The sequence below is a fragment of the Pseudomonas sp. MYb541 genome (assembly GCF_037479595.1).
GTDB lineage: Bacteria > Pseudomonadota > Gammaproteobacteria > Pseudomonadales > Pseudomonadaceae > Aquipseudomonas > Aquipseudomonas canadensis.
The window spans coordinates 16,408-29,197 of the sequence record NZ_JBBGYS010000018.1; the positions used below are offsets into that span (position 1 = coordinate 16,408).

The following is a 12,790-nucleotide window of genomic DNA, read 5'->3' on the forward strand; positions in this document are numbered from 1 at the left end:
ACGGCCCTCAAACCCCACTGTTGTATCGAGCCAAAAACTTCACATGCTGTTCGTGGGCGGTTTGCTGTACAACCGGTGCAAGCCGTACTTTTTCACCCGGCAAACACTGCGCCAAGCGCGCCAACGCCAATGGCGTCAAGGCTCCCAGGCGCGGATAACCACCGATGGTCTGCCGATCATTAAGCAACACAATCGGCTGCCCATCCGGTGGTACCTGGATTGCGCCCAACGGAATCCCTTCGGAAATCAGCGACGGCCCCTGGTACTGCAACGGCGTGCCCAGCAGGCGCATGCCCATGCGGTCGGCGCGGCTGTCCAGGGTCCATTCGGTGTTGAACGCATCGAACAGGCTTTGCCCGCTGAACTGGCCGATCTGCGCGCCAACGATCACATCCAACGGTTTACCGGATTGCAAATCCGGTGCGCTCAGCACCTTCATTGCGCCACCTGTACCGGAATAGACCAAGCACGCGCCTTCGGCCAGTGACTTACCGAAACCGTCCACGCCGCCCAGTTCTTCACGTACAACGGTGGCGCAACTGCCCAGCACATCCGGCGCATCAAACCCACCCGGTGCCGCCAGGTAGGCCCGCGCGCCATTGAATGGCTGGGTGAAACGCAAACGCTGGCCCTTTTGCAGTATAAAACTGCGGCCAGGGCTGATGGCGCGTTCGTCGATGTAAGCACCCAAATCCGCACCGGCGAGGGCCAGCAGGCAATAATCCTCGGCCTGCACGGTAAAACCACCGAGGGTGATTTCCACCACCGGCGCGTCCAGCGCATTGTCCAGCAGCCAGTTGGCCCAGGACATCGACACCCAATCCAGCGCGCCGCCCTGGGTCACTCCCAGGTGGCGCACGCCGAAACGGCCGGCGTCCTGCAACAGGCACAGCGGTGTGCTGGCCTCGATGATCAAGCGGCTCATGCCTGCGCCTCCAACGGCGTGTCATCGCCACCCAGTTTGATGAATTCGGCGTGATCGACAGATTCGAAGCGCACAGTGTCGCCCGGTTGCATCAGGCTGTAGCCGTCTCGCTCACGATCGAAGAGTTTGGCCGGCGTGCGGCCTATCAGGTTCCAGCCGCCCGGCGAGACCACCGGATAGGCGGCGGTTTGCCGTTCGGCGATGCCGACACTGCCCGCCGCCACGCGTTTGCGCGGGGTGTTTAGGCGTGGCGCAGCGAGGATTTCATCCACCAGGCCCATAAAGGCAAAACCGGGGGCGAAGCCGAGGGCGAACACTTGGTATTCGTGGGCGCTGTGGCGGCGGATCACGTCGTCGATGGTCAGGCCGCTGCGTCGGCTGAGCAGGGTCAACTCGGGACCGACGCTCAGGTCGTACCACACCGGCAGCACATGGCACTGGCCGCTGCCCTGGGTGTGCGGTTGCAGGTCCGTCAGGGCCAGGTCGATCAATTCCCGTGCCTGGGCTGGGTTCAATGCGCCGAGGTCGTAATGCACCATCAAGGTGGTGTAGGACGGCACCAGGTCCACCAAGGCCGCGCCGAAACCGCTGCGCAAGCGCTGAGTGGCGGCGAGCATCCACGGCATGTTGGCTTCGGCGATTGCATCAAACAGACGCACCATCAGGCAGTCGATGGCTACCACTTCAATCCGAGGCTTCATGCTGGCTTCAATGCCTCGCGGATACGCTGCACGGCGGCGATCGAGCTGGCGTTGTCACCGTGTACGCACAGCGTATTGGCCTGCAGGACCAACGAGCTGCCGTCGCTGGCGGTCAGGGCTTCACCTCGGGAGATGGTCAGGGCTTGCTGCAGGATGGTGTCGGAATCGTGGTGCACGGCACCGGGCAACTGGCGCGAAACCAGGTGGCCCTTGTTGTCATAGGCGCGGTCGGCAAAGGCTTCAAACCACAGGGTGACGCCATACTCGTCGCCTAACGCCTGCGCTACGCTGTTGTCGCGGGTGGCGAGCAACATCAGCGGCAGTTCGCCGTAGGCCGCCACGGCCTGGATCACCGCACGCAATTGCGCCGGGTTGGCCATCATGTCGTTGTACATCGCGCCGTGGGGCTTCACATAGCTGACCCGCCCACCTTGCGCCCGACAGATGCCGTCGAGGGCGCCGATCTGATAGTGCAACAGGTCCTGGATTTCCTGGGGCGTGTAGACCATGGAACGACGGCCAAAACCCTGCAGGTCCTGATACGCCGGGTGCGCACCGACTTGCACGCCATGCTTGAGTGCCAGGCTGACGGTCTTGCGCATGATGCTCGGGTCACCGGCATGGAAGCCGCAGGCCACATTGGCGCAATCGATGAACGGCATGACCTCGGCGTCCAGACCCAGGGTCCAGTTACCGAAGCTTTCGCCAATGTCGCAATTCAGAAGAAGGCGGCTCACGCTGGTCGCTCCTGTAGGCTTTATTTTTTTGTAGTGTGGGATTTTTTACACAGAACTCGCAACTTGTCCTGACCCCCCTACGACGCTTATCGTGGAATGGCTCGATTTTTGGCGCTGGCCCGGTGCGGCGTCCAACTAATAAAAACCGATCCATGCATAAGAAAAAGTTGATCCCATGAATTTGAAGTTCCTCGAAACCTTCGTCTGGGTGGCCAAGCTCAAGAGTTTCCGCCTGACCGCCGAGAAGTTGTTCACCACCCAGGCGTCGATCTCCAGCCGCATCGCGGTGCTGGAAAGTGAACTGGGGGTGAAATTGTTTCTGCGTGACTCACGCGGCGTGAGCCTGACCCCGGAAGGCTTGAAGGTGCTCGATTACGCCGAGCAAATGATGGTGACCATGCAGGGCTTGAAGCAGTCCCTGGAGACTACCAGCAGCAAAGTCGGGCGCATCCGCATCGGCGCGATGGACACGGTGATCCACACCTGGCTGAGCCCGTTGGTGGCGGAACTGATGGACTACTTCCCGCTGGTAGAAATCGAATTGGTCGCCGATACCGCGCTGAACCTCAGCGATCAGCTGCAAAAAGGCTTCCTCGACCTGATCCTGCAAACCGACCTGCTGCGCCTCGAAACCGTGCGCAGCCTGGAGCTGTGCAGCCACCCCATGGCCTGGATCGTCGCCAGCCAGTCGATCTATAACCGTGACTACGCCTCCCTGGCCGAACTGGCCCAGGAGCGCATCATCACCTACTCGAAAAACTCCCATCCGCACCAGGACGTGATCAGCCTGATGCAAGCCAACGGCGTGGCCGCGCCACGGATGAACTGTGTGAACTCGGTGTCGGCGATTACTCGCTTGTTGCGCGATGGCTTCGGAATTGGCGCGCTGCCGCCGGTGCTGGTCAGCGAAGAACTGGCGCGCGGCGAATTGGTGATGTTGCCGATGGCGCAGAAACTGCCGAACTTGCAGGTGGTGGTGTCGTGGCGCGTGGGGGTGGAACTGGTGGAAGAGATTGTCGGGTTGTGCCAGAAGGTGGTGGCACGGTATGCCGAAGAGGTCGGTGAAGACAGAATGTTACTGACAAAACCCGATTAAAACTGTGGGAGCTGGCTTGCCTGCGATAGCGGTGTATCAGTCACTGATGCATTAACTGATAAATAGCTATCGCAGGCAAGCCAGCTCCCACATTTGACCGCGTCGGTCTTTAGAGGCCTTTCAGGTCTCGCTCTTCAATCGGTCGACTCTGGCGCAGGCGCTTGCCGCCCAACACCACCCAGTCGATCAAACGGAACAGGCACTCCAGGCCGAACGACAACAGCATCGCCCCGCCCAGCCCCCAGCCCATGGCCTCGGGCGTCAGCAGGATCTGATAGCTGTAGCCGTTCCAGGTTTCCTGCCGGATATCCGGGTCCGCCGCCACCGCCACTTGCAGGGCGCGGATGTACCACGGGCCTTGCATGGCCTGAAATTGTTTGTCCAAGGCTACCTGGCGATCAAGCATGGCGCCCAGACTGTTGGCGTCGCTCTGGAACACCGGGTCATCACTGGCGCGGTAATGCGCGACCAATGCCTTCAAGTCACCGTTGAAGAACTGCCGTGCAGTGGTTTCAAACCCACTGAGGCCGGTCTGGGCCTCGATCAGGTGGGCTTCGACACGCTTGGCGTAGTCATTGATGAAGCCCGGCACTTGCACGCCGACCAACAGGCCAATGGCAAACAGCACCAACCGCAGATAACTGAGCAACATGGTCGATATCCTTACTCGGTGATGCCCTGGCTGACGCATTCACCACGTCGCCACAGGCTCCATTGGCCCGGTTCGTAGCGGGTCCAGTTTTCGTTGTCGGTCAAAGGCTCGGTGGCGATCACGGTCACCACGTCGTTGGGCGTGGTTTCGGCCTGAAAATCGACGATCACGTCGACATCTTTCAAGCGCGCCGGGCCAAACGGAGCGCGACGGGTAATTTGTGCGAGCTTGGTCGAGCAATAGCAAAACAGCCAGTCGCCGTCGCTGAGCAGGCAATTGAACACGCCCTTGCTGCGGTATTCGGAACAGGCGGCGATCAGGTCCGGCAGGACTTCTTCAATGTCCACCGGCTCCGGGAAAGCTTCGCGCACTCGGTTGAGCAGATCGCAGAAGGCCGCTTCGCTGTCGGTATCGCCCACCGGGCGGTAGAAGGTGGCGCGTGGGTTGAAGTCGGCCAACTGGCCGTTATGCGCAAAGCACCAGTTGCGGCCCCACAGTTCGCGCACGAACGGGTGGGTGTTGGCCAAACTGACCTTGCCGACGTTGGCCTGGCGGATATGCCCAATCACCACCTCGCTCTTGATCGGGTAACGCTGCACCAGCAGCGCGACTTCCGATTCGCTGCTGGCGGCCGGGTCCTGGAACAGGCGCAGGCCACGGCCTTCATAGAACGCGATGCCCCAACCGTCACGGTGGGGACCGGTGCGCCCACCGCGCTGCATCAGCCCAGTGAAGCTGAACACGATATCGGTGGGGACGTTGGCACTCATGCCCAATAATTCACACATGCCAGGGCTCTCGCAGCAGGGCGGACAACGTTAAAGGCGCGGTTCGACGCGCATACCGCTCACAGGTGCAGGACGGCGAAAAGGCACGTCGTCTTCATCTTGATCCGGCTCGGCAGCCAGCGCAGCATCCGCGGCGGCCTTGCGCTCACGGCGGGCCTTGGCGGCGCGCTCGATGGGCCAACGGATCAGCACAAACACCAGGTACACGCCAAAGGCGATCATGGTGTACATGAACAGATCGGAAATGGCCCGCCAGGCGTTATTGCCGACCTTGAGCACCAGGTCCAGGGCGGTGATGGCCACGGCCGGTGCGAACTGGGTCTTGACCGGGTCGACGATGGTCGGACTGAACAGCAGCACCGCCATCAGCAATTGCAGCGGCTCGCGCAGCCAGCGCCAGATCCAGCGGGTCATGCGCCACCACACCAATAGGCAGCCCAAAGCGGCGAAGGCGTAAAGGCCCCAAGCGGTCAGATAGTCGTTCTCGGTCATGGTGTCCATGGCAAGGTTGGCAAACAGGCGGCTATGATAACGGCTTTTGCGTGTCGCGGCTGCAAAGCCTGCCACCGTCCGCCCGATAGAGAATAATCCCATGCCTACATCGACCGCTCCGATTGCCCGCAAGGCCCAAGGTCCAGATCCGTACGCCTGGCTGCAAGAGCGCGACAGCACTGAGGTGCTCGATTACCTCAAGGCCGAAAACGCCTGGCAGGAAGCCCAGCTCGCCGACCAGGCAGCACTGCGCGAAACCCTGTTCGAGGAGATCAAGGGCCGCATTCTCGAAACCGACCTGTCGCTGCCGTCACCGTGGGGCCCGTATCTGTATTACACCCGCACCACCGCCGGTGACGAATACGCCCGCCACTACCGCTGCCGCCGCCCGGCCGACGACAGCAATCAGGTGGACGACAGCAGCGAAGAGTTGTTGCTCGACCCGAACGTGCTGGCCAATGGCGGTTTCTTCTCCCTCGGCGCGTTCAGCATCAGCCCCGACCACCAACGCCTGGCCTACAGCCTCGATACCAGCGGTGAAGAGATCTACACCCTGTACGTGAAGGAATTGGCCACCGGCAAAGTCAGCGAACTGGCGTTTGAAGACTGCGACGGCAGCATGACCTGGGCAAACGATAGCCTGACCCTGTTCTTTGGCGAACTGGACGACACCCACCGCCCGCACAAGCTGTATCGCTATCGCCTGGACGGCACGGCGGCGCAGGAAGTGTTCCATGAACCCGACGGACGTTTCTTCCTGCATTGCTACCGTTCCAGCTCCGAGCGCCAGTTGCTGCTGTCCCTCGGCAGCAAGACCACCAGCGAAGTCTGGGCCCTGGACGCCGATCAGCCACATCTGGACTTCACCTGCCTGGCGCCACGTGTAGAAGACCATGAATACGATGTCGACCACGGCCAGTTAAATGGGGCGTGGACCTGGTTTATCCGCAGCAACCGCGATGGCATCAATTACGCCCTGTTCGTGGCAACCGACATTGGCGACGTGCCGACACAAGCTGAATGGCAGAACCTGATCCCCCACAGCGATGAGGTGATGCTCGATGGCGTGAGCCTGAACACCCATGCCATGACCTTGAGCCTGCGCATCGGTGGCCTGCCGGTGATCGAAGTGCACCCGCAGGGCTTGCCGGCCTATCGCGTGGAATTGCCTGACGCTGCCTACAGCCTCTACGTACAGAACAGCCTGGAATTTGTCAGCGACAAGATCCGCCTGCGTTACGAAGCCCTGAACCGCCCGGCCCAGGTCCGTCAGCTGGAACTGGCCAGTGGCGCGCAACAGGTGCTCAAGGAAACCCCGGTACTCGGTGTGTTCAATGCCGACGATTACGTGAGCCAGCGCCTGTGGGCCACCTCGGCGGATGGCACCCAGGTGCCGATCAGCCTGGTGGTCAAGCGCGACCAGTTGGGTAAACCAACGCCCCTCTACCTGTATGGCTACGGCGCCTATGGTTCGAGCCTGGACCCGTGGTTCTCCCATGCACGCCTGAGCCTGCTGGACCGAGGCGTGGCGTTTGCCATCGCCCATGTGCGCGGCGGCGGTGAGTTGGGTGAGGCGTGGTATCGCAACGGCAAGCAGGAACACAAGCAGAACACCTTCAGCGACTTTATCGCCTGCGCCGAACACCTGATCGCCGAGGGCCTGACCACCTCCAAACAACTGGCCATCAGCGGCGGCAGTGCCGGCGGCCTGTTGATCGGCGCAGTGCTCAACCAGCGTCCGGAGCTGTTCCAGGCGGCGATTGCCGAAGTGCCGTTTGTCGATGTGCTCAACACCATGCTCGACCCTGAACTGCCGCTGACCATCACCGAGTACGACGAGTGGGGCAACCCGCAAGCACCGGACGTCTACGAGCGCATCAAGGCCTATGCGCCGTATGAAAACGTTCGCGCCCAGGCCTACCCGCACCTGCTGGTGATCGCCGGCTACAACGACAGCCGCGTGCAATATTGGGAAGCCGCCAAGTGGGTGGCCAAGCTGCGCGACACCAAGACCGACGACAACCTGCTGTTGCTCAAGACCGAGCTGGGCGCCGGCCACGGTGGCATGAGCGGTCGTTACCAGGGATTACGTGACGTAGCACTCGAATATGGCTTTGTGTTCAGGGCGCTGGAACTCATTTAAGGAACTTAGCGGGGCGGCTCTGTCTGAACACAGAACGCCCCACATGATTGACGGATCAATACTGCTGCCATGCCACAACCGACGCTTCTCAATAACGAAATCCGCGACATGCTCATGGATTGCGGCCTGTTCGACCCGCTGTTGCCGGAAGACTTTCACGTCGCCGCCGGCTATTTCAATATCAGCAGCATTGCCCGCGATGAGGTGATTTTCCTCGAGGGCGATGCTGGCACGTTCATGTGCATCATCCACAGCGGCCAGGTGGCGGTGCAAAAAACCAACCACGATGGCCAGCGCCTGACCATCGCCACCCTGCGCAGCGGTCGGGCCTTTGGCGAAATGGCGGTCCTCGACGGCGAGCGACGCTCGGCCAGTTGCATGGCGGCCAGTGACTGCGTGCTGCTGAATCTGGGCAAGGACTCCCTGGAAAAAATGCTCAACGAAGCGCCCAGGGTCGCCGCCAAGATCATCCGCGCGATTGCCATCGCCCTGTCCAAGCGCTTGCGCATGGCCGATGGGCAATTACTCTCGCAACAGTTTTAACCGCCAGGCGTCTTCGGTTTGCTGTCATTTTGCAGCAGGCCCGGCACCGTCTGGTCCTTGGGCGGCGTTGGCAGCACGATCGGCACCAAGGGCGGCGAACCGTTGGTCTTGGGCACGACCGGTGGGGTGACTTGCGGGTACAACGTCGGCGTCGGGGTGCCCGGCGCGCCCGGCGTTGGGGCGGGCGCGACCGGTACGGTTTGCAACTCCTGAGCCTGCGCCGCACCAGAGGCGAGCGCGCTCAACACAATGACCGTTAGAATGCTGCACTTCATCGATGGCTCCATGGCCTGACCGGAATGTCGTAAGGCTACTCCCAACCGCGCAAGAATGCCCTTCCCAATGAGATTTCCATGAAACGTTTCGTTCTGCTGGACACCACCCCGATCCCCGACAACGGCGGTGCCTTGTGCCTGTTCGAATACGGTGAAGATTTCGTCATCAAGATCCAGGGCGGTGACGGCGGCCAGTTGATGAACACGCGCATGCACGGTTCCGAAGATGCCTTGGCGGAAATCCCTTGCCGCAAAGTCGCCGGGCGTGCGGATTCACGGGTGTTGATCGGTGGCTTGGGCATGGGGTTTACCCTGGCGTCAGCCCTCAAGCACCTGGGCAAGACTGCCGAAGTGATCGTGGCAGAACTGGTGCCGGGCGTTGTGGAGTGGAACCGTGGACCGCTGGGCGAAAAATCCGGCCGCCCGCTGCTGGACCCGCGCACGGTGATCCGCCTGGAAGACGTGGCCAAGGTGCTGCAGGCCGAGCCCCAGGGCTTTGACGCGATCATGCTGGACGTGGACAACGGCCCCGAAGGCCTCACGCAAAAGGCCAACAGCTGGCTCTACTCCGCCGCCGGCCTGGCCGCCTGCGCCAAGGCCCTGCGCCCCAAAGGCGTGCTGGCCGTGTGGTCGGCCAGCGCGGACAAGCTGTTCAGCGACAAACTGCGCAAGGCCGGTTTCAAGGCCGAGGAAGTGCAGGTGTTTGCCCATGGTAACAAGGGCACCCGACACACCATCTGGATTGCGCAGAAGGTGTGATCGGTTAGCGCAGGGAATTGCGGTAATCGATCACATAGGGGACTTTTTTGTCGAAGGTCTTTTCCAGCTCATTTCGGTCGAGTTTAGTCATGCCGCCCAGTTGATGGACGGTGAAACCGCTATCGCCGACCTGTGAGCCCGGCGCCAGGCTGACCATGCGCTTGGCCACGGCCTCAATGGCGTCCTTGTAGCCACCCTTCTTGTTCAGGTTGTACTTGCCCAGATCAATTTGAGTGCGCAGCCAGTTGCCCCAGTAGAACTCCAGGAACTCCGGCGCGATCTCCCCGGCCTCAGGCTTGCCATACGCAGCCTTGCGGGTGAAATACACCAGACTGCGAAAAGTGTCGTCCTGCAGGTTCTTGAAGCCCAGATGCGCCGGCAGTTGCTCGGGCGGCAGGGTCTGGCCTTGATTGTCCTTGAGCCAGACCTTGCGCGCGGCCTCCATGCGCTGCCAGAAGTTGGCCATGGTCGGGCTGTTGCTGAAGTCATCGGTGACCTTGACCCACATGTTCAGGCGAGGCCCACCGCCGGGCACTTCCCACAAGGTGGTGAAACTGTGATGACCGTCGGTCAGGTACAACTGGCCGCCAGGGCCGACCACCACGGTTTTCATGTCGTCGGGATGGGTGCCCACCGGGTCCTTGCAGGTGAAGCTCGCCGGCTTGTGCAGGTCCGCGCTCTTGGGCACTTTGTCGGCCTCGCCCTGGCCGTTGGTTTCGCAGTATTCATCGAAGACCTTGGCGGGTTTGTCAGCGAACAGGCCGAGGCTGTAGTAAATCTGGTCAAAACCCACCACCGCCTGGGTCGGGTGCAATTGGTCGAGGGCCACCTCGATCACCTGGCCGGGTTGTGGTGTAGAGAATGCCTGGGCTTGGGCCGTGAGCCCACACAACAACAGTGCAACAGTCCATGAATGCAGACGCATGCGTTTCAGATCCTTATCGATAAAGTGAAGCGGTTATTTGCATCGCGAGCGGCTAGAATCAACCCTATCCGTGAACCCCAAAATAGCCAGGAGCCATGATGAGCTCGACCAACCCGCCCTCCCACACCGCCAAGCTGGACCGCATCCTTGCCGATGCCCAGCGCGACCGGGAAATGGGCTACCGCGATAAAGCCTTGAAAATGTACCCCCACGTGTGCGGCCGCTGCGCCCGTGAGTTCTCTGGCAAACGCCTGAGTGAATTGACCGTACACCACCGAAACCACAATCATGATGACAATCCCCAGGACGGTTCCAACTGGGAGTTGCTCTGCCTGTACTGCCACGACAACGAACACTCACGCTACACCGACCAGCAATACTTCGGCGAAGGTTCTACCAGCAGCCCGACGATTGCCAAGGCCACGCATAACCCGTTTGCGGCGTTGGCAGGGTTGATGAAGAAGGACGACTGAAATCTTCGCTGACTGTGCCGGCCTCTTCGCAGGCAAGCCAGCTCCCACAATTGGAATGCATTCCTCTGTGGGAGCCGGGCTTGCCCGCGATAGCGATATCCCAGACAACACCGCACCCTGCCTAATCCCCGTATAATCGCCGTTTTCCTCCAAGGCACCCTTCCCCGTGGGCAATAAACGCTACAGCTGCATCGGTCTGTACAACCCCAAATCCCCCGAAAACGTCGGCTCGGTCATGCGTGCCGCCGGCTGCTACGGCGTGGCCTCGGTGTTCTACACCGGCGTGCGTTACGAGCGCGCGCGGGACTTCATCACCGACACCAAGAAAGTCCACCACGACATTCCGCTGATCGGCATTGATGACCTGAAGAAAATTCTGCCCCTGGGCTGCATTCCCGTTGCCGTGGAGCTGGTGGAGGGCGCTCGTCCCCTGCCGGAATACACCCACCCCGACCGCGCGCTGTACATCTTCGGCCCGGAAGACGGCTCCCTCGACAAAGAGATCCGCGACTGGTGCGAAGACGTGGTCTACATACCGACCACCGGCTGCATGAACCTTGCCGCCACCGTCAACGTCGTGCTTTACGACCGCCTGGCCAAGGGCAACAACACCCGCTCGGGCCCCAAGTATTGAGATTGCGGGAACATCCGGTGCCTGCGGGCAGTCAGCTATTTATCAATAGCCCTCGTTGGAGACAGATCATGAGCGACAGCAAAACCTTGCGACCTATCATCGAACACACGCCTTTCGAGACCCAGCCCACACAGAACGTGCACGGCTGGGAGCGCATTGGCTCGGTGGCCGGTGGCGCGATGATGGTGGGCAAAGGCCTGCGCCGTGGCGGGATTTTCGGTTTGATCCAGGTGGCCATCGGCGGTGTGGCGCTGGCCCGTGGTTTTACCGGTCACAGCTCGCTCAAGGACAAGCTGGAGCAGGGCCGCCAGGACATGAACGCGGTGCGCACAAAGATCGAACGCGCCGGGGCCGAGCTGATGAATCTGAAGACCAAGGCCGAAGTCGCGGCCGAGAAGGCTACTAAAACCACCGGCTAACGCAGCAGCTTGTTGTCCAGCACCACCGACGACTCGCCGATGATGCTTTCAGCCAGCTTCACAAACTCCGCGGTGGTGATGCTGTTGGCACGCATCACCGCCTGCGCGAGGTCATCCAATGACCGTTTGTTGTGAGTCTTCACACGAATCTCGCGGTCCAGTTCCTGCAACACCACCACCGCCCGTGACACCGTCGCACCGCTGACGTGTTCGCCACGCAGGCTGGTCACGTCCTTGCCTTCCTTGGCCAACCGCGCCTGTATTACTTGATACCGCTCGTCGGTGATACCACCGGCCCGACGTACCAGTTCGATGCCGTAGTACTCGGCCAGGCCTTCGCTGATCCAGTCACTGGTGTCGTGATCATTGAAGCGCCCGATCGCCTGCACCACTTCACGTATCAACGGACTGCCGCCGTTTTCGCTGACCAGCGGCGTGCGGCTGTTGAGGTAGACCGAATCCCGCGCCGAGAACGCGCCACGGCGCATCGGGTCGCTGGCGCCCACCACCAGCAGCTTGGCCGGATGGCGCGGGAAGGCCGCTTCCACTTGGGGCCAGACGAAGGTCAGCAATGTCAGCACATCCATGCGGCGCATGGCCTGGCCCTTGGGCGAAGCCACGGTGACTTCCGTCTCGCCCAGGCGCACACGGCGGCTGCCGAGGTTGCCAGCGAGCATCCAGCCGGTGGGCCGATCGAACAGGCGGGAGACGTTATCAATGCGGAATTTGTGCTTGCCGATGCGCGGCCAAGCGGTTTCAACGCTTTTCCAGCCGGCTGGCAGTTCGAACACCAGGCGTGAGACCAACTCGACGCCGTCTTGCTGGTCCAGTCTCGCCGTCGGCACCAGGTCTTCGCCGCGAAACAACGCCCAGCTCGGCGTCATCCGCGTTTCATAGACACCGGCCTTGCGTGCATGGGTGAGGCGTACGCGGTAGGTCAGGCTGGCTTTATTGGCGCTGGGTTGCCACTGACCGCGATGCTCGGTGACGCTCCACTGGCCGTCGGCCTTGAAGTCGCTGTAGTCACCATCGGTACCAAGGTCGAAGTTCAGGCTGCGCACCGCCGAGCCCTGGGACAGACTCACCCGCACTTCAGCCTGATCACTCTGGGGCAACAGTTTGACGTGATAATCCAGGTCGACTTTCTTCGCGCACCACGCCGATGTGCTCAGCGTCAGCAACACCAACGATGCCGCCAGCTTGATTGCCCCCCTCATACCCACTCCTT

Annotated in this window: 16 protein-coding genes; 7 read left to right on the forward strand and 9 right to left on the reverse strand. The window is 61.3% G+C overall.

Annotated features, from left to right (window positions below):
- Window positions 1-7: 7 nt before the first annotated feature.
- From WH299_RS12960 to WH299_RS12970, 3 genes are read right to left on the reverse strand one after another with little or no spacing between them, the layout of a single operon-like run.
- Complete coding sequence (locus WH299_RS12960) at window positions 8-925, reverse strand: 5-oxoprolinase subunit C family protein (RefSeq protein WP_339550444.1); 918 nt, start codon at window positions 923-925, stop codon at window positions 8-10.
- Window positions 922-1,626, reverse strand: a complete 705-nt coding sequence (locus WH299_RS12965) for a 5-oxoprolinase subunit B family protein (protein ID WP_339550445.1) — start codon at window positions 1,624-1,626, stop codon at window positions 922-924. Before WH299_RS12965 ends, WH299_RS12960 begins: the two co-directional genes overlap by 4 nt.
- Window positions 1,623-2,363, reverse strand: a complete 741-nt coding sequence (locus WH299_RS12970) for a 5-oxoprolinase subunit PxpA (RefSeq protein WP_126570028.1) — start codon at window positions 2,361-2,363, stop codon at window positions 1,623-1,625. The genes WH299_RS12965 and WH299_RS12970 overlap by 4 nt, the downstream gene beginning before the upstream one ends.
- A 175-nt stretch (window positions 2,364-2,538) precedes the next feature.
- On the opposite strand from WH299_RS12970, the gene WH299_RS12975 reads away from it, so the two are divergent.
- Window positions 2,539-3,459, forward strand: a complete 921-nt coding sequence (locus WH299_RS12975) for a LysR family transcriptional regulator (RefSeq protein ID WP_122724955.1) — start codon at window positions 2,539-2,541, stop codon at window positions 3,457-3,459.
- 109 nt (window positions 3,460-3,568) lie between these two features.
- Here the strand turns inward: WH299_RS12975 and WH299_RS12980 are convergent, their stop codons facing one another.
- From WH299_RS12980 to WH299_RS12990, 3 genes are read right to left on the reverse strand one after another with little or no spacing between them, the layout of a single operon-like run.
- Window positions 3,569-4,111 (reverse strand): DUF2937 family protein, encoded by a 543-nt coding sequence (locus WH299_RS12980; RefSeq protein ID WP_032888750.1) that lies wholly within the window; start codon window positions 4,109-4,111, stop codon window positions 3,569-3,571.
- A gap of 11 nt (window positions 4,112-4,122) precedes the next feature.
- Entirely contained in the window at window positions 4,123-4,899 is a 777-nt protein-coding gene (locus WH299_RS12985; RefSeq protein ID WP_122724953.1) for a class II glutamine amidotransferase, read from the reverse strand.
- A 30-nt stretch (window positions 4,900-4,929) separates the two neighbouring features.
- Complete coding sequence (locus WH299_RS12990; protein WP_028619398.1) at window positions 4,930-5,466, reverse strand: hypothetical protein; 537 nt, start codon at window positions 5,464-5,466, stop codon at window positions 4,930-4,932.
- A gap of 25 nt (window positions 5,467-5,491) precedes the next feature.
- Here WH299_RS12990 and WH299_RS12995 point away from each other — a divergent pair, with 25 nt between their 5' ends.
- Complete coding sequence (locus tag WH299_RS12995) at window positions 5,492-7,534, forward strand: S9 family peptidase (protein WP_122724951.1); 2,043 nt, start codon at window positions 5,492-5,494, stop codon at window positions 7,532-7,534.
- Between the two features lie 69 nt (window positions 7,535-7,603).
- Window positions 7,604-8,077: a cyclic nucleotide-binding domain-containing protein gene (locus WH299_RS13000; protein WP_339550447.1), complete on the forward strand. Its 474-nt coding sequence runs from the start codon at window positions 7,604-7,606 to the stop codon at window positions 8,075-8,077.
- On the opposite strand, the gene WH299_RS13005 is transcribed toward WH299_RS13000, so the two are convergent.
- Window positions 8,074-8,352, reverse strand: coding sequence for a hypothetical protein (locus WH299_RS13005; protein ID WP_068934897.1), 279 nt, complete (start codon window positions 8,350-8,352; stop codon window positions 8,074-8,076). The genes WH299_RS13000 and WH299_RS13005 overlap by 4 nt on opposite strands.
- Window positions 8,353-8,430: 78 nt before the next feature.
- Here WH299_RS13005 and WH299_RS13010 point away from each other — a divergent pair, with 78 nt between their 5' ends.
- The gene (locus tag WH299_RS13010) at window positions 8,431-9,111 is read left to right on the forward strand and encodes a hypothetical protein (protein WP_339550449.1); all 681 of its coding nucleotides are present in this window, start codon (window positions 8,431-8,433) and stop codon (window positions 9,109-9,111) included.
- 4 nt (window positions 9,112-9,115) lie between these two features.
- On the opposite strand, the gene WH299_RS13015 is transcribed toward WH299_RS13010, so the two are convergent.
- Entirely contained in the window at window positions 9,116-10,036 is a 921-nt protein-coding gene (locus WH299_RS13015; protein WP_339550451.1) for a ParB/Srx family N-terminal domain-containing protein, read from the reverse strand.
- Between the two features lie 98 nt (window positions 10,037-10,134).
- Between WH299_RS13015 and WH299_RS13020 the strand changes: the two genes are divergently transcribed.
- The 3 genes from WH299_RS13020 to WH299_RS13030 all read left to right on the forward strand — a co-directional run bounded on the left by WH299_RS13020 (window position 10,135) and on the right by WH299_RS13030 (window position 11,562).
- Window positions 10,135-10,509 carry a YajD family HNH nuclease gene (locus WH299_RS13020; protein ID WP_025858458.1) on the forward strand — a complete coding sequence of 125 codons (375 nt, stop codon included), beginning with the start codon at window positions 10,135-10,137 and terminating at the stop codon, window positions 10,507-10,509.
- A gap of 166 nt (window positions 10,510-10,675) precedes the next feature.
- A complete protein-coding gene (locus WH299_RS13025; protein ID WP_003189607.1) occupies window positions 10,676-11,143 on the forward strand; it encodes an RNA methyltransferase in 468 nt (155 codons plus the stop codon).
- Between the two features lie 68 nt (window positions 11,144-11,211).
- Complete coding sequence (locus WH299_RS13030; RefSeq protein WP_339550452.1) at window positions 11,212-11,562, forward strand: YgaP family membrane protein; 351 nt, start codon at window positions 11,212-11,214, stop codon at window positions 11,560-11,562.
- Here WH299_RS13030 and WH299_RS13035 read toward each other — a convergent pair.
- Window positions 11,559-12,779 (reverse strand): hypothetical protein, encoded by a 1,221-nt coding sequence (locus WH299_RS13035; RefSeq protein ID WP_339550453.1) that lies wholly within the window; start codon window positions 12,777-12,779, stop codon window positions 11,559-11,561. The genes WH299_RS13030 and WH299_RS13035 overlap by 4 nt on opposite strands.
- Window positions 12,780-12,790 lie beyond the last annotated feature (11 nt).

Bases quoted from the DNA above. Each gene is read 5' to 3' on its own strand.
- WH299_RS12995 (WP_122724951.1), top strand. From the start codon at position 5,492: ATGCCTACATCGACCGCTCCGATTGCCCGCAAGGCCCAAGGTCCAGAT.
- WH299_RS12985 (WP_122724953.1), bottom strand. From the start codon at position 4,899: ATGTGTGAATTATTGGGCATGAGTGCCAACGTCCCCACCGATATCGTG.
- WH299_RS12980 (WP_032888750.1), bottom strand. From the start codon at position 4,111: ATGTTGCTCAGTTATCTGCGGTTGGTGCTGTTTGCCATTGGCCTGTTG.
- WH299_RS13030 (WP_339550452.1), top strand. From the start codon at position 11,212: ATGAGCGACAGCAAAACCTTGCGACCTATCATCGAACACACGCCTTTC.
- WH299_RS13020 (WP_025858458.1), top strand. From the start codon at position 10,135: ATGAGCTCGACCAACCCGCCCTCCCACACCGCCAAGCTGGACCGCATC.
- WH299_RS13000 (WP_339550447.1), top strand. From the start codon at position 7,604: ATGCCACAACCGACGCTTCTCAATAACGAAATCCGCGACATGCTCATG.
- WH299_RS12975 (WP_122724955.1), top strand. From the start codon at position 2,539: ATGAATTTGAAGTTCCTCGAAACCTTCGTCTGGGTGGCCAAGCTCAAG.
- WH299_RS13015 (WP_339550451.1), bottom strand. From the start codon at position 10,036: ATGCGTCTGCATTCATGGACTGTTGCACTGTTGTTGTGTGGGCTCACG.
- WH299_RS12960 (WP_339550444.1), bottom strand. From the start codon at position 925: ATGAGCCGCTTGATCATCGAGGCCAGCACACCGCTGTGCCTGTTGCAG.
- WH299_RS13005 (WP_068934897.1), bottom strand. From the start codon at position 8,352: ATGAAGTGCAGCATTCTAACGGTCATTGTGTTGAGCGCGCTCGCCTCT.
- WH299_RS12965 (WP_339550445.1), bottom strand. From the start codon at position 1,626: ATGAAGCCTCGGATTGAAGTGGTAGCCATCGACTGCCTGATGGTGCGT.
- WH299_RS13035 (WP_339550453.1), bottom strand. From the start codon at position 12,779: ATGAGGGGGGCAATCAAGCTGGCGGCATCGTTGGTGTTGCTGACGCTG.
- WH299_RS13010 (WP_339550449.1), top strand. From the start codon at position 8,431: ATGAAACGTTTCGTTCTGCTGGACACCACCCCGATCCCCGACAACGGC.